At 67.3% G+C, this 23133-nt stretch carries 19 protein-coding genes; 9 read left to right on the top strand and 10 right to left on the bottom strand.

What is annotated here, in order from left to right; genetic code table 11:
• Positions 1-148 precede the first annotated feature (148 nt).
• The 3 genes from ACFYPC_RS29420 to thyX all read right to left on the bottom strand — a co-directional run bounded on the left by ACFYPC_RS29420 (position 149) and on the right by thyX (position 3822).
• The gene (locus ACFYPC_RS29420; protein WP_388682249.1) at positions 149-1834 is read right to left on the bottom strand and encodes a ribonuclease J; all 1686 of its coding nucleotides are present in this window, start codon (positions 1832-1834) and stop codon (positions 149-151) included.
• A gap of 136 nt (positions 1835-1970) precedes the next feature.
• Complete coding sequence (gene dapA, locus ACFYPC_RS29415; RefSeq protein WP_388682246.1) at positions 1971-2870, bottom strand: 4-hydroxy-tetrahydrodipicolinate synthase; 900 nt, start codon at positions 2868-2870, stop codon at positions 1971-1973.
• A 211-nt stretch (positions 2871-3081) separates the two neighbouring features.
• Complete coding sequence (gene thyX / locus ACFYPC_RS29410; protein WP_266833474.1) at positions 3082-3822, bottom strand: FAD-dependent thymidylate synthase; 741 nt, start codon at positions 3820-3822, stop codon at positions 3082-3084.
• Positions 3823-4024: 202 nt separating this feature from the next.
• On the opposite strand from thyX, the gene ACFYPC_RS29405 reads away from it, so the two are divergent.
• A complete protein-coding gene (locus ACFYPC_RS29405) occupies positions 4025-4279 on the top strand; it encodes a hypothetical protein (RefSeq protein WP_388682243.1) in 255 nt (84 codons plus the stop codon).
• 94 nt (positions 4280-4373) lie between these two features.
• Positions 4374-4931, top strand: a complete 558-nt coding sequence (locus ACFYPC_RS29400; RefSeq protein WP_388682241.1) for a PH domain-containing protein — start codon at positions 4374-4376, stop codon at positions 4929-4931.
• Between the two features lie 68 nt (positions 4932-4999).
• Here the strand turns inward: ACFYPC_RS29400 and ACFYPC_RS29395 are convergent, their stop codons facing one another.
• The 5 genes from ACFYPC_RS29395 to rpsO form a co-directional block, all read right to left on the bottom strand.
• Positions 5000-5455, bottom strand: a complete 456-nt coding sequence (locus ACFYPC_RS29395) for a hypothetical protein (protein WP_388682239.1) — start codon at positions 5453-5455, stop codon at positions 5000-5002.
• Positions 5456-5460: 5 nt separating this feature from the next.
• Positions 5461-6213: a 4-hydroxy-tetrahydrodipicolinate reductase gene (gene dapB / locus ACFYPC_RS29390; RefSeq protein WP_388682236.1), complete on the bottom strand. Its 753-nt coding sequence runs from the start codon at positions 6211-6213 to the stop codon at positions 5461-5463.
• A 37-nt stretch (positions 6214-6250) separates the two neighbouring features.
• Positions 6251-7630, bottom strand: a complete 1380-nt coding sequence (locus ACFYPC_RS29385; RefSeq protein WP_388682235.1) for a M16 family metallopeptidase — start codon at positions 7628-7630, stop codon at positions 6251-6253.
• Positions 7627-9843, bottom strand: a complete 2217-nt coding sequence (locus ACFYPC_RS29380; protein ID WP_388682233.1) for a polyribonucleotide nucleotidyltransferase — start codon at positions 9841-9843, stop codon at positions 7627-7629. Before ACFYPC_RS29380 ends, ACFYPC_RS29385 begins: the two co-directional genes overlap by 4 nt.
• Positions 9844-10242: 399 nt before the next feature.
• Positions 10243-10530, bottom strand: coding sequence for a 30S ribosomal protein S15 (rpsO, locus tag ACFYPC_RS29375; protein ID WP_019064787.1), 288 nt, complete (start codon positions 10528-10530; stop codon positions 10243-10245).
• Between the two features lie 262 nt (positions 10531-10792).
• On the opposite strand from rpsO, the gene ACFYPC_RS29370 reads away from it, so the two are divergent.
• Complete coding sequence (locus ACFYPC_RS29370) at positions 10793-11089, top strand: DUF397 domain-containing protein (protein ID WP_388682231.1); 297 nt, start codon at positions 10793-10795, stop codon at positions 11087-11089.
• 82 nt (positions 11090-11171) lie between these two features.
• Here ACFYPC_RS29370 and eccD read toward each other — a convergent pair whose 3' ends face one another.
• Positions 11172-12680, bottom strand: a complete 1509-nt coding sequence (gene eccD / locus ACFYPC_RS29365; RefSeq protein WP_388682271.1) for a type VII secretion integral membrane protein EccD — start codon at positions 12678-12680, stop codon at positions 11172-11174.
• A gap of 339 nt (positions 12681-13019) precedes the next feature.
• Here eccD and eccCa point away from each other — a divergent pair, with 339 nt between their 5' ends.
• From eccCa to ACFYPC_RS29340, 5 genes are all read left to right on the top strand, one after another.
• The gene (gene eccCa / locus ACFYPC_RS29360) at positions 13020-16988 is read left to right on the top strand and encodes a type VII secretion protein EccCa (RefSeq protein ID WP_388682227.1); all 3969 of its coding nucleotides are present in this window, start codon (positions 13020-13022) and stop codon (positions 16986-16988) included.
• A 132-nt stretch (positions 16989-17120) separates the two neighbouring features.
• Positions 17121-17654: a hypothetical protein gene (locus tag ACFYPC_RS29355; RefSeq protein WP_388682224.1), complete on the top strand. Its 534-nt coding sequence runs from the start codon at positions 17121-17123 to the stop codon at positions 17652-17654.
• On the top strand, positions 17654-19936 hold the full coding sequence (locus tag ACFYPC_RS29350; protein WP_388682221.1) for a hypothetical protein: 2283 nt from the start codon (positions 17654-17656) through the stop codon (positions 19934-19936). Before ACFYPC_RS29355 ends, ACFYPC_RS29350 begins: the two co-directional genes overlap by 1 nt.
• A gap of 276 nt (positions 19937-20212) precedes the next feature.
• Positions 20213-20521, top strand: coding sequence for a hypothetical protein (locus ACFYPC_RS29345; RefSeq protein WP_388682218.1), 309 nt, complete (start codon positions 20213-20215; stop codon positions 20519-20521).
• A 287-nt stretch (positions 20522-20808) separates the two neighbouring features.
• Positions 20809-21540 (top strand): hypothetical protein, encoded by a 732-nt coding sequence (locus tag ACFYPC_RS29340; RefSeq protein WP_388682216.1) that lies wholly within the window; start codon positions 20809-20811, stop codon positions 21538-21540.
• A 102-nt stretch (positions 21541-21642) separates the two neighbouring features.
• Here the strand turns inward: ACFYPC_RS29340 and ACFYPC_RS29335 are convergent, their stop codons facing one another.
• Complete coding sequence (locus ACFYPC_RS29335; RefSeq protein WP_388682214.1) at positions 21643-22104, bottom strand: ATP-binding protein; 462 nt, start codon at positions 22102-22104, stop codon at positions 21643-21645.
• A 170-nt stretch (positions 22105-22274) separates the two neighbouring features.
• On the opposite strand from ACFYPC_RS29335, the gene ACFYPC_RS29330 reads away from it, so the two are divergent.
• A complete protein-coding gene (locus ACFYPC_RS29330; protein WP_388682211.1) occupies positions 22275-23126 on the top strand; it encodes a helix-turn-helix domain-containing protein in 852 nt (283 codons plus the stop codon).
• Positions 23127-23133 lie beyond the last annotated feature (7 nt).

Below are 23133 nucleotides of genomic sequence, written 5' to 3'. Positions count from 1 at the left end.
GGGCGGCCGCGCGCGCGGGGGGCGCCCCCCCGCGCCCCCCCCCGCCCCCCCCCCGCCCGCCCCCGCGGGGGGGGGGGGGCGGGCGGGCCGCCCCCCCCCCCCCCCCCCCCCCCCCCCCCCCCCGCTCCTGGTTGGGCACGTGCGAGGGTCAGACTTCGACGACGACCGGGAGGATCATCGGGCGTCGGCGGTAATTGTCCGAGACCCACTTGCCCAGCGTGCGGCGGATGAGCTGCTGCATCTGGTGGGGCTCGACGACGCCGTCCTGGGCCGACCTCTCCAGGACCTCCCTGACCTTCGGGATCACGTCGGTGAAGGCCGAGTCGTCGATACCTGAGCCCCGGGCCTGGATATGCGGGCCGCCGGTGATCTTGCCGGTGCTGGCGTCCATCACCACGAAGACCGAGATGATGCCCTCGTCGCCGAGGATGCGCCGGTCCTTCAGCGCGGGCTCGCCGACATCGCCGACCGAGAGGCCGTCGACGTACACGTATCCCGCCTGGACCTTGCCGGAGATCTTCGCCTTGCCCCCGACGAGGTCGACGACGACGCCGTCCTCGGCGATCACGATGCGGTCGTGCGGGACACCGGTGAGGGCGCCCAGTTCGGCGTTGGCCCGTAGGTGGCGCCATTCGCCGTGAACCGGCATCAGGTTCTTCGGCTTGCAGATGTTGTAGAAGTACAGGAGCTCGCCCGCGGACGCGTGGCCGGAGACGTGCACCTTGGCGTTGCCCTTGTGGACGACGTTCGCACCCCAGCGGGTGAGGCCGTTGATGACGCGGTAGACCGCGTTCTCGTTGCCCGGGATGAGTGACGACGCGAGGATCACCGTGTCGCCCTGGACGATGCGGATCTGGTGGTCACGGTTGGCCATCCGGGACAGCGCGGCCATCGGCTCGCCCTGGGATCCCGTACAGACCAGCACGATCTCGCTGTCGGGCAGGTCGTCGAGCGTCTTGACGTCGACGACGAGGCCCGGCGGGACCTTCAGGTAGCCCAGGTCCCGCGCGATGCCCATGTTGCGGACCATCGAGCGGCCGACGAAGGCGACCCTGCGGCCGTTCTCGTGGGCTGCGTCCAGGACCTGCTGGATGCGGTGCACATGGCTGGCGAAGCTCGCCACGATGATCCGCTTGCGGGCGCCGGCGAAGACCTGGCGCAACACGTTCGAGATGTCGCGCTCGGGCGGGACGAAACCCGGGACCTCGGCGTTCGTCGAGTCCGAAAGGAGGAGGTCGATGCCTTCCTCGCTCAGCCGCGCGAAGGCGTGCAGGTCCGTGAGGCGGCCGTCCAGCGGGAGCTGGTCCATCTTGAAGTCGCCGGTGTGGACCACCATGCCCGCGGGGGTGCGGATGGCGACCGCGAGGGCGTCCGGGATGGAGTGGTTGACCGCGACGAACTCGCAGTCGAAGGGGCCGATGCGCTCGCGGTGGCCCTCCGCGACTTCGAGTGTGTAGGGGCGGATGCGGTGCTCCTGGAGCTTCGCCTCGATGAGAGCGAGGGTCAGCTTGGAGCCGATCAGCGGGATGTCCGGCTTCTCGCGGAGGAGGTAGGGGACGGCGCCGATGTGGTCCTCGTGGCCGTGCGTGAGGACGATGCCCTCGATGTCGTTGAGACGGTCTCTGATGGATGTGAAGTCCGGCAGGATCAGGTCGATTCCGGGCTGCTCCTCCTCCGGGAAGAGCACTCCGCAGTCGACGATCAGCAGACGACCGCCGTACTCGAAGACCGTCATGTTCCGGCCGATTTCACCGAGGCCGCCGAGGGGGGTGACCCGCAGGCCGCCCTTCGGGAGCTTCGGCGGGGCGCCGAGTTCAGGATGCGGATGACTCAAAAGACTCTCCTCACCACACGCGCCACGTACCTGGCAAGGCACGTGGCGCGCGTGACGTTCGTGCAGTAGCAGTTGTCATGTGGGCTGCAGGCCCATGGCCTGCGTTGTCGTACGTATTGAGTTGTGAAGTCTGTAATTAGAGCTGTACCCCGCCGGCGGCAAGATCGATCTTGAGCTGGGCAGTCTCCTCGGGTGACAGCTCGACCATCGGGGCGCGCAGCGGTCCGGCGGGCAGGCCCTGGAGGGCGAGCGCGGCCTTGGTCGTCATGACGCCCTGGGTGCGGAACATGCCGGTGAAGACGGGAAGCAGCTTCTGGTGGATCTCGGTGGCCTTGTGGACGTCGCCGCTCGTGAAGGCTTCCACCAGGGCACGCAGCTCCGGCGTGACGACGTGGCCGACGACGGAGACGAAACCGACGGCGCCCACGGAGAGCAGTGGCAGGTTCAGCATGTCGTCGCCGGAGTACCAGGCGAGGCCGGAGCGGGCGATGGCCCAGCTGGCTCGGCCGAGGTCTCCCTTGGCGTCCTTGTTGGCGGCGATCCGCGGGTGCTCGGCGAGACGCACCAAGGTTTCGGTGTTGATCGGTACGCCGCTGCGGCCGGGGATGTCATAGAGCATCACCGGCAGTTCGGTGGCGTCGGCGATGGCTGTGAAGTGCCGGTACAGGCCCTCCTGCGGGGGCTTGTTGTAGTACGGCGTGACGGTCAGCAGGCCGTGCGCGCCGGTCTTCTCGGCGGCTCGGGCGAGCTCGATGCTGTGATGGGTGTCGTTCGTGCCGACGCCGGCGACGATGTGGGCACGGTCGCCGACCGCCTCCAGTACGGCTCGCAGAAGCTCCGCTTTCTCCGCGTCGCTGGTGGTCGGGGACTCGCCGGTGGTGCCGTTGATGACCAGGCCGTCGTTGCCTGCGTCCACCAGGTGGGTTGCGAGCCGCTGCGCGCCTTCGAGGTCGAGCGCGCCGTCCGCCGTGAAGGGCGTGACCATGGCGGTGAGGACCCGCCCGAAGGGGGTCTGCGGAGTGGAGGTCGGAGCCATGGGTAATACGCTACTCGCTGCTCAACGCGGGGTCTGCCCTAGGGGCAGGCGACAAGTCGTGACAAAGGTGGAGCCCGGCACTGCCTGCTCGGGGGTTCAAGCAGTGCCGGGCCCGTTTGATCAGGCTAGATGAACTTATCGAAATGCCGCAATACGGACACTTCGCTCGGTCCACCCGCACATCTGTGCCCGGAAGGCGTGCGGAAGCCCGCTACGGCGCCACGCGCCCGTTGGCGTTGAAGGCCGCATACGTGAGCGGCATCAGTTTCGCCCACTCCGCTTCCATCTTCTCCCCGACCATCTCGATCTCGCGCTGCGGGAAAGAAGGGACCTTGGCCAGCTCGTGCTGGGTGCGCAGGCCCAGGAAGTGCATCAGCGAGCGGGCGTTGCACGTGGCGTACATCGAGGAGAAGAGGCCCACCGGGAGGACCGCACGGGCGACTTCGCGGGCTACGCCGGCGGCCAGCATTTCCTGGTACGCCTCGTACGCCTGACGGTATGAGTCCTCCATGACGCGGCCGGTGAGCTCCTGCTGCGCGGGGGTGCCCTCGACGAAGACGTACTTGCCGGGGCGGCCCTCCTGGATCAGCTTGCGGGACTCGCCCGGGACGTAGAAGACCGGCTGGAGCTCCCTGTACCGGCCCGACTCCTCGTTGTACGACCAGCCGACGCGGTGGCGCATGAACTCGCGGAAGACGAAGATCGGGGCGCTGATGAGGAACGTCATCGAGTTGTGCTCGAAGGGGCTGCCGTGCCGGTCCCGCATCAGGTAGTTGAGCAGGCCCTTTGAGCGCTCCGGGTCCTTTTTCAGCTCGTCCAGCGACTGCTCACCGAGGGTCGAGACGCGGGCGGCGAACAGCACGTCCGAATCGGACGCGGTGTGCTTGACCAGCTCGACGGTGACATCGCTGCGGAAGCTGGGCTTGAGGTCGTCGGCGGGGGTGTCGGTCACGGTGGAGAGGGTCCTTCCCATCACAGGCTCGGGCGGCGCCCACTCTACGGCCCGGCACTGACAACGGGGCGTTCGGTGGCGTGCCGCGACATTAGTCCTCGAACTTCTGCGAATTCGGCGAAACAGGGCACCCCTTGAGGCTTTCGCTCGTCTGTATTGGTGACACCGATTCGTTCGAGTCCCCAAAGGAGAAGCAGTTCCCATGCTCCGTCGGCGCGAGCCCGTTCCCTTCGCCTTCCTCGCCGAAGCAGACCAGTTCCGCAGCAATGTCACTCCCCCGCCGCGTGAGCGTCCGTCCGCCAGTCAGCTGGCCGGCCAGTGGCTGATAGGACTCACCGTGGTCGCGGGGCTCGTGGGCGCCCTGATCATAGGAATGCCCGCGTTGTCCCTGGACAAGTCGTCCGCGGCTCAGACATCCGCGACGACACAGCAGTCCGAGGCGTCACACGGCCACTGACTCATCCGGACCCCCAAGGGTGGTGAGCGGGGACCCGGCTCGATAACCTCACCGGGCACAGCCAGCCCATGCGTGGATTGAGTGAGGACCGATCGTGCCCCTGCCCTTCCTGACGGCGGACCGCGCTTTTGACGAGGCGGCGGACGACCTCGCGCTGCCGTTCGACGACCGTGACCACTGGCGGCGTCCCTACCGGCCCGGACCGTGGCGGGTGGGCGCGGCCGCGCTCGTCCTGCTGCTGGCCTCGTACGTGCTCTTCGCCGCGGTCATCATCGCGGTCACCGGCACCCCGGCCGGCGCCGCGGCCTGCCTCGGCGGGGCCGCGCTCGCCATACTCTGCGCGCTGCGACTGCTGCGGGTGGGTGTCTGGGTGAGCGCTCAGGGGCTGCGCCGGGTGAGCTTCCTCCGTACCAGGACAACTCCCTGGGCGCAGGTCGTCGCGGTACGGACGGTGCAGCAGCCGGTGCGCTGGCTCGGGCTGCCGCGCACCGTTCAGGGGCAGGCACTGATCCTCGTACGCGGAAATCGTGCGCTCGACGACCTGCCCCCGCTGCTGACCTCGCACAATGCCGACTTCCTGGCGCGTGTGGAGGCCTTCGACCGGGCGGCGGACGCCATCGAGGTGTGGGCGGAGGAATATCGGCGGGCCTGAGGCTCAGCGCGACAGGAATCGAAAGGGGCCGGTCCGCACACCGCGGGCCAGCCCCTTCGTCGTACCTCTCAGGCCTCCACCGGTGGCCTGCCCTCGTGCAGTGCGATCGCTCGCTGCATCGCCTTGCGGGCGCGCGGGGTGTCGCGGGCGTCGTGGTAGGCGATCGCGAGGCGGAACCAGCTGCGCCAGTCGTCGGGGGCGTCCTCGGTCTCGGCCTTGCGCTTGGCGAAGACCTCGTCGGCCGAGTCGCGGTCGATGCGGCCGCCCGCCGTGCGCTTCAACTCGTCGACGGGGAGGCCGCCTTCGGCGTCGAGTTCGGCGGCGAGACGGTTGGCCTTGCGGACGAACTGGGTGTTCTTCCAGAGGAACCAGACGCCGATGACCGGCAGGATCAGCACCGCGACACCGAAGGTGACGGTGAGGAGCGTGCCGGCCTGGATGAGCAGGACGCCGCGCCAGCCGGCCAGCACGAAGTAGGCGACCAGGACGGCCGCGGTGACGGCGTATGTGAGCTTCGCGCGCATGGCCTCTAGTTCAGATCCAGGAAGTGTTCCAGGCCGAAGGTGAGGCCCGGGGTCGTCACCACGCGGCGGGCGCCGAGCAGGATGCCCGGCATGAAGCTGCTGTGGTGGAGGGAGTCGTGGCGGATGGTGAGGGTCTCGCCCTCGCCGCCGAGCAGGACCTCCTGGTGGGCGAGGAGGCCACGCAGGCGTACGGAGTGCACGGGGACCCCGTCGACGTTCGCACCCCGGGCGCCGTCCAGGGCGGTCGCGGTGGCGTCGGGCTGCGGGGCGCTGCCCGCGCGCTCCCGGGCCGCGGCGATGAGCTGGGCGGTGCGCGAGGCGGTGCCGCTGGGGGCGTCCACCTTGTTCGGGTGGTGCAGTTCGATGACCTCGACGGACTCGAAGTACGGCGCGGCGACCTCGGCGAACTTCATGGTCAGTACGGCGCCGATGGAGAAGTTGGGCGCGATGAGCACGCCGGTCTCCGGGGAGCCGGACAGCCAGGTCCGCAGCTGCGCGAGGCGCTCCTCGGTCCAGCCCGTCGTGCCGACGACGGCGTGGATGCCGTGCCGCAGGCAGAAGTCGAGGTTGTCCATCACCGAGGCGGGCGTGGTCAGTTCGACGGCGACCTGGGCGCCGGTCTCGGTCAGTGTCTCCAGCTTGTCGCCCCGGCCGAGCGCGGCCACCAGTTCCAGGTCCTCGGCGGCCTCGACGGCTCGTACCGCCTCGGCTCCGATACGGCCCTTGGCACCGAGGACCGCCACGCGCAGCTTGCTCATTGCTTCGTTCCTTAGAGAGACCTTGCAGAGAGGGGATTTACGCGACCGCTTCGTCCAGCCGGGAGGCCTGCTTGTCCTTGAGGGGGCCGATGACCGACAACGAGGGCCGCTGTCCCAGGATGTCGTGCGCGACCGAGCGGACCTCGTCCGGGGTGACCGACGCGATCCGGACCAGCATGTCGTCGACGGACATCTGCTCGCCCCAGCACAGTTCGCTCTTGCCGATACGGTTCATCAGCGCGCCGGTGTCCTCGAGGCCGAGGACGGTGGAGCCCTGGAGCTGGCCGATGGCGCGGCCGATCTCGTCGTCCGAGAGACCGTGCTCGGCGACGTGGTCGAGCTCGTCGCGGCAGATCTTGAGCACGTCGTGGACCTGGCTCGGGCGGCAGCCCGCGTACACGCCGAAGAGGCCGCAGTCGGCGAAGCCCGAGGTGTACGAGTACACGCTGTAGGCCAGGCCGCGCTTTTCGCGGACCTCCTGGAAGAGGCGGGAGGACATGCCGCCGCCGAGGGCGGTGTTCAGAACGCCGAGCGCCCAGCGACGTTCGTCGGTGCGGGCCAGGCCCGGCATGCCGAGGACGACATGGGCCTGCTCGGTCTTGCGGCCGAGCAGTTCGACACGGCCCGCGGTGCGGATGGCGCGGTGGCCCTCGCGCGGGGCGAACGGCGTGGCGTCGGGACCCTTGAGGGCGCCCGCCTTCTCGAAGGCGGCGCGGACCTGGCGTACGACCTTGTTGTGGTCGACGTTGCCCGCGCAGGCCACGACGAGGTGCGTCGGGTCGTAGTGCTTCTTGTAGAAGCGGCGGATGCGGTCGGCGCCGAGGGCGTTGACCGTGTCGACCGTGCCCAGGACCGGGCGACCGAGAGGGGTGTCGCCGAGCATGGTGTGCGCGAACAGGTCGTGCACGCAGTCGCCCGGGTCGTCCTCGGTCATCGCGATCTCTTCGAGGATCACACCGCGCTCGGCGTCGACGTCCGCCTGCTCGATCAGCGAGCCGGTGAGCATGTCGCACACGACGTCGATGGCGAGCGGGAGGTCGGTGTCGAGCACGCGCGCGTAGTAGCAGGTGTACTCCTTCGCCGTGAACGCGTTCATCTCGCCGCCGACCGCGTCGATGGCGGAGGAGATGTCCAGGGCGGACCTGCGCTGGGTGCCCTTGAAGAGCAGGTGTTCCAGGTAGTGCGTCGCGCCGTTCAGTGTCGGGGTCTCGTCGCGGGAGCCGACGTGCGCCCAGATGCCGAAGGTGGCGGAGCGTACGGAGGGGAGGGTTTCGGTGACGATGCGCAGGCCGCCGGGGAGGGTGGTCTTGCGGACCGTACCGATGCCGTTCTCGCCCTTGATGAGGGTTTGGGTACGGGCGACGGCCCGCGCCTCGGGAGAGGTGCGGGCCGTCGCCGTGGAGCTGTTGGACGTCACTGGTCGGTGTCGTCCTTCTTGTCGTCGCCCTCTTCGCCCTCGACCACGGGGATCAGGGAGAGCTTGCCGCGGGAGTCGATCTCGGCGATCTCGACCTGGACCTTGGAGCCCACGGCGAGCACGTCCTCGACGTTCTCCACGCGCTTGCCGCCGGCGAGCTTGCGGATCTGCGAGATGTGCAGCAGACCGTCCTTGCCGGGGAGCAGCGACACGAACGCACCGAAGGTGGTGGTCTTGACGACCGTGCCCAGGTACCGCTCGCCGACCTCCGGCATGGTCGGGTTGGCGATCGAGTTGATCGTGGCGCGCGCGGCCTCGGCCTGCGAGCCCTGCTGGGCACCGATGTAGATGGTGCCGTCATCCTCGATCGTGATGTCGGCGCCGGTGTCCTCCTGGATCTGGTTGATCATCTTGCCCTTGGGGCCGATGACCTCACCGATCTTGTCCACGGGGATCTTGACGGTGATGATCCGCGGGGCGTTCGGAGACATCTCGTCCGGCGTGTCGATCGCTTCCATCATCACGTCGAGGATGTGGAGGCGGGCGTCGCGGGCCTGCTTGAGAGCCGCGGCCAGGACGGAGGCCGGGATGCCGTCCAGCTTGGTGTCGAGCTGGAGGGCGGTCACGAACTCCTTGGTGCCGGCGACCTTGAAGTCCATGTCGCCGAAGGCGTCCTCCGCACCGAGGATGTCGGTGAGGGCGACGTAGTGCGTCTGGCCGTCGATCTCCTGGGAGATCAGACCCATGGCGATACCCGCGACGGGGGCCTTGAGGGGCACACCGGCGTTGAGCAGCGACATGGTGCTGGCACAGACGGAACCCATGGACGTCGAGCCGTTGGAGCCGAGGGCCTCGGACACCTGACGGATCGCGTAGGGGAACTCCTCGCGGGTCGGCAGGACCGGCACGATCGCGCGCTCGGCGAGCGCGCCGTGGCCGATCTCGCGGCGCTTGGGGGAGCCGACGCGGCCGGTCTCACCGACGGAGTACGGCGGGAAGTTGTAGTTGTGCATGTAGCGCTTGCGGGTCACCGGGGAAAGGGTGTCCAGTTGCTGCTCCATGCGGAGCATGTTGAGGGTGGTGACGCCCAGGATCTGGGTCTCGCCACGCTCGAACAGCGCCGAGCCGTGCACGCGCGGGATGGCCTCGACCTCGGCGGCGAGCGTACGGATGTCCGTGACGCCTCGGCCGTCGATGCGGACCTTGTCCTTGATGACGCGCTCGCGCACCAGGGCCTTGGTCAGCGAGCGGTACGCGGCGGAGATCTCCTTCTCGCGACCCTCGAACTGCGGGAGCAGCTTCTCGGCGGCGATCTCCTTGACGCGGTCCAGCTCGGCCTCGCGGTCCTGCTTGCCCGCGATGGTGAGCGCCTGCGAGAGCTCGCTCTTGACCGAGGCGGTCAGGGCCTCCAGGACGTCGTCCTGGTAGTCGAGGAAGACCGGGAACTCGCCGGTCGGCTTGGCGGCCTTCGCGGCGAGGTCGGCCTGAGCCTTGCAGAGCACCTTGATGAAGGGCTTCGCGGCGTCCAGACCGGCGGCCACGACCTCCTCGGTCGGCGCCTCGGCGCCGCCCGCGACCAGCTGGATGGTCTTCTCGGTGGCCTCGGCCTCGACCATCATGATCGCGACGTCGCCGTCCTCCAGGGCGCGGCCGGCGACGACCATGTCGAAGACGGCGTCCTCGAGCTCGGTGTGCGTCGGGAACGCGACCCACTGGCCGTTGATCAGCGCGACGCGGACGCCGCCGATCGGGCCGGAGAAGGGCAGACCGGCCAGCTGCGTGGACGCGGAGGCGGCGTTGATCGCCACGACGTCGTACAGGTGGTCGGGGTTGAGCGCCATGATCGTGGCGACGACCTGGATCTCGTTGCGCAGGCCCTTCTTGAAGGACGGGCGCAGCGGGCGGTCGATCAGACGGCAGGTGAGGATGGCGTCCTCGGAGGGACGGCCCTCGCGGCGGAAGAAGCTGCCGGGGATCTTGCCCGCGGCGTACATCCGCTCCTCGACGTCCACCGTGAGGGGGAAGAAGTCGAGGTTTTCCTTGGGCTTCTTGGAGGCGGTGGTGGCCGACAGCACCATGGTGTCGTCGTCCAGGTACGCGACGGCGGATCCGGCGGCCTGCCTGGCCAGCCGGCCCGTCTCGAAGCGGATGGTGCGGGTGCCGAAGGAACCGTTGTCGATAACGGCCTCGGCGTAGTGGGTCTCGTTCTCCACTAGCGTTTTCTCCGATACATTTCGTCTTTCGTCCCGTCCTGCCCGTGTGGCAGGGGGACGCTGGCGGAGAAGCGCTCCTTCTGGTGCTGGCCGGTCTTCGATCGAAGCACCCGGGTTCGTGTTTCCCCGGGGGCCACTACCGAGGACCGGCGGCGGCGAGGTGCGCTTCTCCTCGTTCAGTGTCGTGACGGTCCCCTGCCCGGCGGGCGGGGCGTCATCACGCTGAGTTCGTACGTACTTCTGTCGTACCTACTGTGTCCTGCGGTCCTGCGTATTGCGTTGTGCGTATTGCGTTGTGCTCCCACAGTACAAAGCGTCGGTGACACTCCGCACCTAGAGCACGTACAGCAAAAGGGAGCGGCCCCCTGGATCGTGGGAACCGCTCCCTCTCACGGCGTCTTACTTGGCGCCCGCCGCACCGCGGCGGATGCCAAGGCGGTCGACCAGCGCACGGAAGCGCTGGATGTCCTTCTTGGCCAGGTACTGCAGCAGGCGGCGACGCTGACCGACCAGGATCAGCAGACCACGGCGGGAGTGGTGGTCGTGCTTGTGGGTCTTGAGGTGCTCGGTCAGGTCCGAGATACGGCGCGAGAGCATGGCGACCTGGACCTCGGGGGAGCCGGTGTCGCCCTCCTTCTGACCGAACTCGCTGATGAGCTGCTTCTTCGTTGCGGCGTCGAGCGACACGCGTACTCCTCGTAGTCTGTGATGTGCCATCGAGTGCCCCTGGTCCACATCTCAGGGGAGCTTCCGATACTCGGGAGGCGGGATCCGCTGGGCGCGGCCTCCGGAACGGTGCTCCGGGGGTGCGTACACAAACGGCCGTTACACAGGTTACCAGCCCGCAAGGACCCGGCCGACCGGTCCCCGAACCCACCCGTACGGCGAGGACCAGGCCACTAGGGTGAGCGGACAGGACTTTCGTACGTGGGGAAGGGGCCGCCGGAACATGGCCGAGGAAGCGGACAAGGACGTCAAGGCGCGCAAGGAGCGGGAGAAGGACGAGCTCTACGCCCTCGACATCTCGGGCGTCGAATGGCTGAGCGCGCCGGGCACGGAGGAGCACGAGGAGCGGGTGGAGATCGCGTACCTGCCTGAGGGGGCGGTGGCCATGCGCTCCTCTCTCGACCCCGACACGGTCCTGCGGTACACGGAGGCGGAGTGGACGGCCTTTGTGCTCGGGGCCCGGGACGGGGAGTTCGACCTGGAGCCGGCGCCGCACAACGGCGGGCTTGCGGCCGAGTAGCGCAGTGGACGACGGGGGCCGGCGGTCGGTGCGGCACGGGAGCCGCGCCGGCCGCCGCCGTCCCTGACGTACACGGTGCTGATCAGCCGGTCATGGCCCGCGCCGCTCCATACACGTCGAACACCGCGAGGGCCAGCGGCACCAGCGTGAGCAGTACGAAGCCCTCGGCGATCTCCAGGAAACGGCCCCAGAACGGGGTGAGGCCGCCGCGCGGGAGGATCAGGCCGAGCGCGGTGACCAGTGCGGCCGCCACCGCGATCACCGCGACGAGCCAGATCGTACGGATGTCGAGATCCGTACGGTCCCCGGTCAGCGCATCGCGCATCAAGGACCGCGGCGGGTTGAGCGCCAGGCCGAGGCCCAGCAGGACGAGGGCTCCGAGGCCCGCGGCCAGCGCGGGAGCGACCTGAGCCGTGTAACGGAAGAGGTGGGCGCGCATCAGCATGGCGACCCCGGTGGCGAAGGCGAGCAGTTGCGCCCAGACGTCGTCGGAGAAGCCGAGTACCGCCGAGGCGCCTACGGCGATCAGCGCACAGCCGCCCACGAGGCCGACGAGGAGTTCGTGGCCGCGGCGGGCCTGCGCCTCGATGCGCGCGACGTCCACCGGCTCCGGCGCGTCCGGTTCGGCGCCGTACGCGCTGCGCGTGGTGGTGCTCGGGGGGTCGAACCCGATCGGCAGCCGGGCGAAGCGCATGGACAGGCCCGGCAGGAAGGCCAGGGCACCCACCCCGACCGGGGCGCAGAACGCGGCGGTCTCCGTGGGCGTCCAGTGCGCGAGGATGGCCACGAACACCGTGACCAGGCCAATTGCGGAGGCGAACACGAACGCGACGAAGGGTCCGTCCCCGCGCGGGGAGAGCAGAGTGAGCGTCACCGAGGCGACCAGCACCGCGGCACAGGCCAGCAGGAACTGCAGTTTGCCGACCCCCTGACCGTCCGCCAGCGCGACCAGCCCGGAGCCCCCTACGCCCACGTTCGGCAGCGCGCCTAGACCCAGCGCGACGGCCGAGGCCCTGTCGTCGTAGATCCGCGCGCGTGCGGCGGCGAGGACGACCAGGAGTACGCCGGTGACGCCCGCGAGGATGCCGGGCAGGCTGTGCATGTCGTGCAGCGGATCGGCGGTCCAGGTCACGAAGGCGAGCAGGGTCGGTAGGACACCGCCGCCGACGAGACCTGCGGCGCGGGTCAGGTCACCGCTCCACAGTGCGCGATCGCGCGTCACCGCTGAGGCGACGGCCTCGGACACGTCGTCATGGACGGCGGGTGGCAGCGACTCCGAGAAGGGGCGCAGGCTGAGGAGTTCGCCGTCGAGAATCCGCTGCGCCGCGAAGGACCGGGAGCTGTCGAGGACGGTTCCGTCCCGTCGTACGAGGTGATAGCCGACCGGAGCGCCCTGGGCGGGACTCTGCTGGGAGAACCGCAGGATCTCCGGGTAGATGTCGGCGACCGGAATGTCGTCGGGCAGGGCCACGTCGATGCGGCTGTCCGGCGCGACGATGGTCACCCGGCAGAAGCCGAGACCCGTACCCGCCCCGGCAGGAGCTCCGGGTACGGGCGCGCCCGGTCCGGTGGCCGTCGCGGAGGCCGTCATGCTCACCTGCTGCTCCCCCTCAGTGATGGTTCTGCGTTCAGGAATCCCCCGTTTGCGGGATTCCGTCCTGGGCGTCGGGGATTCCTGTCCGCTCCCCCGGTCCGCTTCACCGGATGGTGGCGGTGTGGGTTCCGCGGACTGGCCCTAGAACCCCGCACGCGCGCACATGGCGCGAAATACCCTGGTTCGCCGCCTCCGTTCGCGTGCACGCACGCGAACATCCGGCACCCTACCGCCCCTTGATCGGCGGCGAGGTCAGTAGGATCACGCGGCGGCCTGCGTCCGCCCGACACGGGGCGGCGGACGGATCTCGGTGGCCGGCAAGGGAATTGGTGAGCAGTGAGCCAGATTGTCGTGAAGCGCCCTCCTCGGGCGCTGCCGTCCGAAGTACCCACACATGAGGTCGCGCTGCAGCCTCCGCCCGAACTGCCGCGAGGGCACCAGGAGGGCGTCCTCATGCAGTTGCTGCCGACGCTCGGCATGGGCGGCTCGGTGGTCTTCTTCTTCACGAGCGGGCAGCCGTTCATGAAGATCATGGGCATGGTGATGATCGCGTCGACGGTGGCCATGTCCATCGCGATGGTGGTCCGTTACCGGCGCGGCTCGCAGGGTCAGCTCGCCGACATGCGCCGCGACTACCTGAGCTATCTGTCGCGGACACGCAGTTTCGCAGTGGACACCGCGAGAGCCCAGCGTGACGCGCAGTACTTCCTCCACCCCTCCCCCGAGCAGTTGTGGGCGCTGGTCGCCGAGGGCAGCCGGGTGTGGGAACGGCGGCCTGGCGACGAGGACTTCGCCCAGGTGCGCATCGGGCTCGGCCCGCAGACACTCGCCACCCCGCTGGTCTCCCCTGAGATCGGGCCGGTCGACCAGCTGGAGCCGCTGACAGCGGGTGCGATGCAACGCTTCGTGGCCACCCACAGCGTCCTGGACGCCCTGCCGATGGCAGTCTCGTTGCGCGCCTTCTACCACGTCACGGTCAGCGGTGAGCCGCAGTCGGTACGTGCCGCGGCCCGTGCCCTGACCGGCTCGCTGGCCTCGCTGCACTCCCCCGCGGACCTGATGATCGTGATCGCGGCGGGGCGCGAGGCGCTGCCGCACTGGGAGTGGGCCAAGTGGCTGCCGCACGTACAGGCGCCGGGTGCGGCGGACGGCGCGGGAAGCCGCCGCCTCATCGGCCGTGACACCCGCGAACTCGAAGACCTGCTGGCCACCCGCCTGACCGGACGCCCCCGCTTCCACCCGAACGCCGCCCCGCTCCCGGACGAACCACACATCGTCGTGGTACTCGACAGCCTGTCGCTGCCGCCGGACTCCGTCCTGGCCTCACCCGAGGGGCTCCAGGGTGTGACGGTCGTCGAGGTCGTACCAGGAGATCTGAGCGGTTCCCTCGGGGACCTCTCCATCGTCGTACAGCCGCAGGCGCTTTACCTGGAGTCCGGGCACGGCACCATCTACGAGGGCACCCCGGACGTCCTCTCCTACGAGTCCGCCGAAGCGCTGGCCCGCCAACTGGCCCCCCTGCGCGTGGCCGCGGGCGGTGACGACGACGAACCCCTGCTCGCCAACCTCGAGTTCACGGATCTGCTGAGCCTCGGAGACGCCGCCTCGGTGGACACCAAGCGCACCTGGCGACCGCGTTCGCTCGCCGAGCGGCTGCGCGTCCCGATCGGTGTCGGCGAGGACGGCCGTCCCGTGATGCTTGACCTCAAGGAGGCCGCACAGGAGGGCATGGGCCCGCACGGCCTGTGCGTCGGAGCCACGGGTTCGGGTAAGTCGGAGCTGCTGCGGACACTCGTACTCGGCCTGGCGGTCACCCATTCGTCGGAAACCCTCAACTTCGTCCTCGCGGACTTCAAGGGTGGCGCGACCTTCGCCGGCATGGCCCAAATGCCCCACGTCGCCGCCGTGATCACCAACCTGGCGGACGACCTCACCCTGGTCGACCGCATGGGCGACTCCATCCGTGGTGAACTCAACCGCCGCCAGGAGATGCTGCGCGACGCGGGCAACTACGCCAACATCCACGACTACGAGAAGGCGCGCGCGGCGGGTGCTCCGCTCCAGCCGATCCCTTCGCTGGTCCTGGTGATCGACGAGTTCAGCGAGTTGCTGACCGCCAAGCCCGACTTCATCGAGATGTTCGTGCAGATCGGCCGTATCGGCCGGTCGCTCGGGGTACATCTGCTGCTGGCGTCGCAACGTCTGGAGGAGGGACGGCTGCGGGGGCTCGAGACCTATCTGTCGTATCGGATCGGGCTGCGTACGTTCTCCGCCGCCGAGTCGCGCTCGGCGCTGGGTGTTCCGGACGCGTACGAGCTGCCGAATGTGCCGGGTTCAGGATTCCTGAAGTTCGGTACGGACGAGATGGTGCGCTTCAAGGCGGCGTACGTCTCCGGGGTGTACCGCTCGGGTACGGCGCAGGGAACCGCGTTGACCGGACAACTGCCGGTGGACCGGCGGCCGGTGCTGTTCACCGCGGCGGAGGTGCCGGTGCAGTTCCTGGCAGTGCCTCGACAGCGTCCGGAGTCCACTCCGGAGACGGATGAAGCCCTCGCCGACACCGTCCTCGATGTGATCGTACGGCGGCTGGAAGCGCAGGGGCCGGCTGCCCACCAGGTGTGGCTGCCGCCGCTGGACAGTCCGCCTTCGCTGGACGGGCTGTTGCCCGGGCTCGGCGCGGTGCAGGGTCGGGGGCTCACTCAGCCCGGCTACGAGGGTGCGGGACGCCTGGTCGTCCCCCTCGGCCTGGTCGACAAGCCCTACGAGCAGCGCCGTGACCCGCTGTGGGCCGACTTCTCGGGCGCTGCGGGCCATATGCAGATCGTCGGCGGCCCGCAGTCCGGCAAGTCGACGCTGCTGCGCTCGCTCATCGCTTCGTTTGCTTTGACCCACACCCCCTACGAAGTCCAGTTCTACGGGCTCGATTTCGGCGGTGGCGGTCTGTCCGCCGTTGCCGGGCTCCCGCACGTCGGCGGGGTTGCCTCGCGGCTCGACCCGGAGAAGGTACGGCGTACGGTCGCCGAGGTGTACGGCGTGATGACGCGGCGCGAGGAGTACTTCCGGTCCGCCGGCATCTCCTCGATCGCGGACTTCCGTACCCGGCGTGCGCGCGGCGACATCTCGGTGACCGAGCAGCCGTGGGGCGATGTGTTCCTGGTGATCGACGGCTGGGGCAACTTCCGTGCGGACTACGAGGCTCTGGAGAGCGTCGTCCTGGACATCGCCGCGCGGGGCCTCGGTTACGGCGTCCACCTGGTGCTGACCGCGTCCAGGTCGATGGAGGTTCGGGCCAACCTCAAGGACCACCTGATGAACCGCCTGGAACTGCGGCTCGGTGACACGATGGACTCCGAACTGGACCGCAAGGTCGCCGCGAACGTTCCCACCGGTGTGCCGGGTCGTGGCCAGGCACCAGGGAAGCTGCACTTCATGGGCGCCGTTCCGCGCATCGACGGCCTGACGTCCGACACGGACCTCGCCGATGCGACGACGGCGCTGACGGCGGAGGTCTCCCGGCACTGGCAGGCACCGGCCGCTCCCCAAGTCCGCCTGCTCCCGCGCGAGTTCCCGGTCGAGGAGTTGCCGCCGGGTGGCCGCTTCCCGCAGCGCGGCGTGGCCTTCGCCCTCGACGAGGACAACCTCGCGCCCGTCTTCGTGGACTTCGAACAGGATCCGTTCTTCCTCGTCTTCGGCGAGAGCGAGTCCGGCAAGTCGAACCTGCTGCGGCTGCTGATCAAACAGCTCACGGAACGGTACTCGGGCGACGAGTGCAAGCTGTTCGTCGTCGACAACCGCCGCTCGTTGCTCGACGTCACGCCCGCCTCCCACCTGGCGGAATACATCCCCATGTCCAACGCCATGGAGCACCACATGGGTGCCCTGGCGGACTTGATGCAGCGGCGGAGCCCAACGGCCGACGTCACCGCACAGCAGCTGCGGGACCGGAGTTGGTGGCGCGGGCCGACGGTGTACGTCGTCGTGGACGACTACGACCTGGTGTCGACGTCGAGCGGTAATCCGCTGGGAGGCCTCACCGAGATGCTGCCGTTCGCACGGGACGTGGGCGTGCGGTTCATCATCGCGCGGTCCACGGCGGGCGCGGGACGAGCCTCGTACGAGCCGTTCATGCAGCGGATGAAGGAACTGGGGGCGCAGGGCGTGGTGATGGCCGGGGACCCGGGCGAGGGGGATGTCCTGGGTGGGGTGCGGCCGCGGCCGATGCCCGCGGGGCGCGGGGTCTTCGTGTCGCGTAAGCGGGGGAAGCCGGTGGTACAGACGGGGGTGATGGCGGAGGGGGCTTGGTGATGCGGGCGCGGTGACAGGGACGTACTGATTGAGCGGTCCCGTCCGGAGGGCCGCTCAACCGGGACACCAAGACACCGGGACACCGATACACGGGGACACGGGGACACGGGGACACGGGGAAAGGATTCGCGCGTGGCGTGGGACGAGTGGGAGCAGTTGAAAACGCAGGCGGCGGAGCGCCAGTCGACGGGGATGCAGCTGAACCAGCTGGAGCCCGGCGGAGGGGGTGGCACAGCGGCCCCCAGTCAGTACGGCGACCTGGCAGTGAGCCAGGGCGATCTCTCGAAGATCGGCGAGCAGGCGTTCACGCTGTACAACGACCTGTGGGACAAGGGACGCAGGGCGGTCCCCAGCAGCGAAAAGGCCGCAGGAAGGCTCTCCACGGCGGGCTTCGCACTGGGCAAGGGGCTCCAGCATGTCGCGACCCGCTGGGATGAACAGTTGGGCTCCCTCCGGGACGCGTGCGCCCACATCTCCAATCACATGACCGTCACCAAGAAGCTGCACGCGGGCGACGACCACTACATCCAACGGCAGATGAGCAGCATCGATGCCCTGGACGCGGGCTTCGACGAGCGCGTCGGTGCTCCCGGAGACAAGAATCCGGTGTACGGCAATCCGGACGCGACGACGGACTCGGACGCGAAGACAGGCAAGGACAGCTGATGGATCTCGACGCGCTCCGTTCCGCCGACTTCAGTCTGCTCGACGATGCCGTCTCCGACTGGAAGACGATGTTCGGCGACCTCGACGATCTGCAGGTGTCTGCCGACAAAGGCCTGAGAGGCGCCGCCAACAAGGCCAACTGGGCCGGCTTCAACGCCGCAGTCTCGAAGGAGTTCATCGGCAAGACGACCGAGGAGTTCGCGGACGCCCATACGCAGGCCAAGACCATTCACGGCATCCTCAGTGACACTCGGGACGAGCTGAAGGGCTATCAAAAACAGCTCAACGAAGCCATTGAGCGCGGCCGGCAGAAGAACCTCACGGTCATCGGTTACGAGGGCGGGTTCACGGTCACGACGAACGTCCCGCCGGAAGGCCGTGCACAGCAGGACAAGGACAACAGCGCCGCCATCACCGCCCTCCGCGACGAGATCCAGGTGATTCTGAGCAAGGCCGACGAGAGCGACAACTCGGCCAGTACGGTCCTTCAAGCCATCGCCGACCAGAGCACGTTGGGCTTCTCCGACGCCACCTACACGGACCGGGACTCCGCAGCCAAGGCCATCAAGGACGCCGAGGAACTGGCCAAGATCGCGAAGAAGAATCCCGAGAACCTCACCACGGCCGAGTTCGACAAACTCAACGCGGGCCTCAAGAAGTACGCGAACGACGATCTGTTCGCAGAGCGGTTCGCCACCAGCCTGGGGGCGCAGGGGACGCTGGACTTCTGGGCGGACATCAATCACCCGGGCGTGAACCCAGACCTCAGCAGCGCGAGACGCGACCAGCTCGACGACCTGCAGAAGAACCTCAGTCTTACCCTCGCCACCGCGAGCCAGAGCGACTCCGCGGCCATGACGGACTGGAAGAGCAAGCTGATCGAGACGGGCGACAAACCCGTCGGCAAGTACGGCAGCCCGCTCGGCTTCCAGGTCATGAGCAACCTCATGCGAGTCGGTGACTACGACGACCGGTTCCTCAACTCCTACGGCGACAAGCTGATCGAGACCGAGAAGAAGTTCACGAGCAACGGCCGCCACGGAGCCTGGCAGAGCATCCCCTCCAACCCTGAGCTCAACCACCTGGGCGGCGACACCGGTTGGGACCCGGTGACCGGGTACTTGAAGGGGCTATCGAACAGCCCCGATGCGGCAACAGAGTTCTTCAACGACACCTTCGTCACGAAGGACGAGGACCACGACTTCACCCAGGACAAGGACGGCGACGGAAACGAAGCCAAGCGCATTCTGAGCAACTTCGACTATCTCTTCGAGGAGCGGGACTGGCCTCACGAGGTCGACAGCGAGGGACAAGAGGTCAACACCGGGCGCAATAACTTGGCGTTGGCTTTGGAGGCGGCTACTACGGGGCATCCGGCGGGGGAAATGCCTACGATTGATACGCCGGCCCATAACGCGGAGCAAGCGAAACTCATGCAGAGCCTGGTGGCGTCCATCGCAGAGGACCCCGGGCGTCTGACCGGGAACGGGTACATGTCCGACAGCATCGGGCAGATCACGTCGGAGTATCTTCCGGACATCAACCGGGCGATGACGGATGACTCCGACGAAGACACCAACAAACTGTTCCCCGTGGCCGGAACTGCAGCCTCGCTCAATCACCGTGACGTGACTGCGCTCCTCGTCTCCGTCGGGCAGAACCCCGAAGGATATGCAGCCGTCGAGGTCGCGAACAAGGCATACATGGCAACCCTCATGGACTACCACATGAACCCGGATCTGCCGTCGGGGGACAAGTACTCCAATGACACTCAATTCGCCGTCGAGCAGCTTGCACATGGTTCGGGCGAGATCTCAGGAACACTCGCCATCGGACGCCAGGAGGCAGTTGCCGGTCCCGCATCCGAGTCTGACGACTCCTACGATCATGCTGTTTCTCAGTGGAAGAACGGCATTTCAGGCGCCGTCGGCACGGGTATTGGGGTCGGCACAACGTTCATCGCAAGCCCAATCGGAGGAGCGGCTGCCGGCGGCGCAGCAGGCACCGTCACCAGCCTTGTCCTCGAGGAATTGTTCCAGAATGCAGAGGGCCACGCGAAGGATGACGCCGGAACTGACATGGGGGCGAGCTGGGAGACCAGTCTCGAAGAGAACGCGTCATACACCGAGAAAGCTGCCGAGCTTGCAGCGAAGGTACACAGCAGGACCGACCTGCAAGACCTAAGCATTGACGAAAAGGCGCGAGCAGCTGCGCAGCAGGGCTTCAGGGATGCAGGCACGAACACCGAGTACATGGCGCCACACCTCAAGACCGATGTCTGACATCACACACGAAAGGCACTCTCCGTGTCCGACCCTCGACTCGGCCAACCAGGACGATTCGCCCGAGCTTCGACTTCTATTGCCGCTACCCTGGCTGGAATGCTAGCCGTATCCGCATGCTCCAGTGGGGGGGGAGACGGAGAGAAGTTGTACACGGTTCCCAGTACGCTGTGCAGCATTTCCCTGGACCCCAAGCTGCTTGACCCCTTCCTGCCAGGAGGTGATTCCATCACGGTGAAGTCCGCATCTCCCAACGGTGGGACGAAACGTTGCGATGTGATCATTGACGACAATGTCGCAGTTCGGCAGAGTCAGACGTGGTGGAGCAATGGCGAAAGCGCTGCCACCGTTGCCAGTGGATACGCCCAGATGGACAACGGCCAGGTGTCCGATGATAATCGCTATCTCTATTCCGGCACGGGCGGAGTAGGAAAAACGAAGTCCTGCACATCAACGGAGCATCCAGAGCAGGATCTGTATTCCGTGATTCAGGTGTTCGCCGCCGATCGGGATAATTCGCATGCGATGAAGAAGCTAATCACGGCCTACACCGAGGCACTTGAGGAATCCAGCGCGTGCGCTTAATGACCAACTGCCTTCGCTCAGTGGCACTGTGAATTGCCACACTTGCAACCTCGACACCAACCCGCTCTCCTGGATCGCCAGAGGGGAAGGGGGGTATGTCATTTCTCCGCCGCTACGCGAAGCAGCTTTGCCTTCGTCTGCCCGCGAACTGCTTCTCCCGACAGGAAGAAGGCCAGCGGGCACCAACACCGGCGACGTGGCAGGCACAATCGCTGGCGAGATCATCAGCACTATCACCGAAACCTTCATGAAGGACAGCTCACGCGAGGTAATTTACGCAACGGTGAGTGATTCCGGGACGCTTCGGACTCCACGTACACGCTGCTCGAAATAGCCGCGAAGAAGGTCCACAGATACCTCGACGCAAGGGCATTCATCGTCAGCTGGAAACGGAATACTTGACCCCTAAGCGAACCAAGCTCCTTCTCATCGTCGGCGTCATCTCAGTGCTGGGGTTGTTCACGACGGCGGCCTACACCTTCGAACTCCCGCCGTTCAAGAAGACTGGGGAGATCGAGGCATCCGATGTGTGCGCGTCACTCGGCAACCGATCGCACGTTGTAGCCGCACTGAAAGATGTTCTGCCCGACAAATCCTCGTACTCGTTCGGTGTCGGCGCGTCGGACCTTCGCACCGACTACATGGACAGCTCCTACCGAACTGACTGTTTTGTCTACGGGGACGGCGAACAACTCGTCTGGGCAGGGGCGGAATTGCTTGAGTACGACAACACAGACCAGTGGGTGAAGGATGTGGTTGAGCAGTACGATTCCGCGTCATCGCTCGTGCCGATCGCCTCCGGAGACAAGGCCGTCGCGTCGGGCAAGGTCGCTGCAATCTACTTTCCGTGCGCATCACAAGGCGGCAACCGTCACTTAAGCGTCGTCGTTCAGCTGAAGCGAGCAGGAGATGCCAGTGATGCCGCGAAGCGGGCAGAGCTGATCGAGTTGGCGAATAGTGCAGCCACGTATGCCTACGTCAGGGCAAAGTGCGATGCGACGTCCAAGCTCGCCGGGTGACAGCAGCCCGCCCCGGGAGCGGTTGAGGGGCGGGAACGGCCAGCGTTCGCGGGTAATTCCCCGGCTCACCGCTCAAGTGCGAAGACACAGTTCGAGGACCCGTCAATCTCCGGGCGCGCGGTGCGCGATGGCGAACGTGCACCAGACCTGTTTCTCGTCGAAGCCCGTACGGTGCCATCCCCATCGGCGGGACAGTGCCGCGACCAGGTGCAGTCCGCGTCCGCTCTCGCTGAACGGGTTGTCTCCGCCTACCAGTTCGGGCGCCTGACCCGGGGCTCGGTCGATCACCAGCACTCGCAGCACGGGCGGCGCGAAGTGGTGGGATGTGCCCAGGATCAGCTCCAAGCCTGCCAGCCCGCCCCCGTGCCGTACGGCATTCGTGCACAGCTCTGCTACGGCCAGCTCGACCGGGTCCGCCAACTGGGGCAGTTTCCAGTGCTGTTGGACCCATACACGGGTGCGATGCCTGGCTTCGGCGATGGGGCGGTGGGGGTCGAGTACGGAGGCGTCCCAGCCGACTCGGGTGGGGGTCGCGTCGAAGGGTCCGGGAGCGGAGGAGGTCAAAGCATCCATCGTGCACCTCGCTGGGGAGTTGGCAGTGTCCTGGGTCACACGCTAGCCGTGAAACTAAAACACGTGCTACCAACTTCATTAAAACGGGTCTCTTTTACGATTCCGCTGGACGCTCTCCTCTCACGATCGGCAAACTGTGCGCGCTAGCGAGGAGTTGACACATGGCACCACGGCACATCCCCACGGTCCGCCAACGGCGATTCGGTGCAGAGCTTCGGCGGCTACGCGAGGCTGTCGGCATGTCCGCACCCGTCGCCGCGGAGCGACTCGGCGCGGACCGCACCATGATCTCCAACATCGAGTCAGGACGATTCGGCATCAGCGAAGAGCGGCTCCGTCGGTTGGCGAGCATCTACGAGTGCGACGACTCCGGACTGATCGATGCCCTCGCCTCTATGACCGGAGGCCGTTCGAAGGGCTGGTGGGATGAGTACCGGGGAAAGATCCCCCCGGACTTCCTGGACGTTGCGGAACTCGAACACCACGCAGCAGGCTTGCGTACGCTCCAGACTGCTCACATTCCCGGTGTCTTCCAGACAGAAGATCACGCACGAGCTCTGTTCGACCTGTTCGTACCGGCGCTACCACGGCTGGAAGTCGAGTTGAGGGTCGCCCACCGCCTCGCCCGGCACGCTGTGGTGGCTGGCGTTCCGGGCGTACCGTACGTGGGCTTGATCCACGAAGCCGCGCTCCGGCTGCGGACAGGAGGCCGCCAAGTGGCCAAAGCCCAGCTGAAACGCCTGATCGAAGAGAGTGAACGCCCGAACGTCAGCCTGCTCGTGATCCCGTTCACCGCCGAGGGTTTCCCCATGGCCGGCGACACGATGATGTACGTCTCCGCCGCCAGCCCTCATCTCGACACGGTCGAGGTGGACTCTCCGATCGGCGCGGTCTTCTTCGACTCGCCTACCCAACTGGCCAACTTCCGCCGACGGCTGGACTTGGTCGAACAGGTGGCGTTGAATCCGAGTGAGTCGAGGGACCTCATCCTCGAAATCGCCGGAGAACTGTAAGAGGGAT

Origin of the sequence: Streptomyces sp. NPDC005808 (genome assembly GCF_042871385.1) — a bacterium.
Classification (GTDB): domain Bacteria; phylum Actinomycetota; class Actinomycetes; order Streptomycetales; family Streptomycetaceae; genus Streptomyces.
Note: the sequence above shows the minus strand (reverse complement) of the source record. Positions and strands in the feature narration are given on the sequence as shown.

Excerpts from the sequence above, each read along its gene's own strand:
- ACFYPC_RS29370 (WP_388682231.1), top strand. The coding sequence starts at position 10,793 with ATGGCCGAGGAAGCGGACAAGGACGTCAAGGCGCGCAAGGAGCGGGAG.
- ACFYPC_RS29395 (WP_388682239.1), bottom strand. The coding sequence starts at position 5,455 with ATGCGCGCGAAGCTCACATACGCCGTCACCGCGGCCGTCCTGGTCGCC.
- ACFYPC_RS29350 (WP_388682221.1), top strand. The coding sequence starts at position 17,654 with ATGGATCTCGACGCGCTCCGTTCCGCCGACTTCAGTCTGCTCGACGAT.
- ACFYPC_RS29330 (WP_388682211.1), top strand. The coding sequence starts at position 22,275 with ATGGCACCACGGCACATCCCCACGGTCCGCCAACGGCGATTCGGTGCA.
- dapB (WP_388682236.1), bottom strand. The coding sequence starts at position 6,213 with ATGAGCAAGCTGCGCGTGGCGGTCCTCGGTGCCAAGGGCCGTATCGGA.
- ACFYPC_RS29405 (WP_388682243.1), top strand. The coding sequence starts at position 4,025 with ATGCTCCGTCGGCGCGAGCCCGTTCCCTTCGCCTTCCTCGCCGAAGCA.
- eccD (WP_388682271.1), bottom strand. The coding sequence starts at position 12,680 with ATGACGGCCTCCGCGACGGCCACCGGACCGGGCGCGCCCGTACCCGGA.
- dapA (WP_388682246.1), bottom strand. The coding sequence starts at position 2,870 with ATGGCTCCGACCTCCACTCCGCAGACCCCCTTCGGGCGGGTCCTCACC.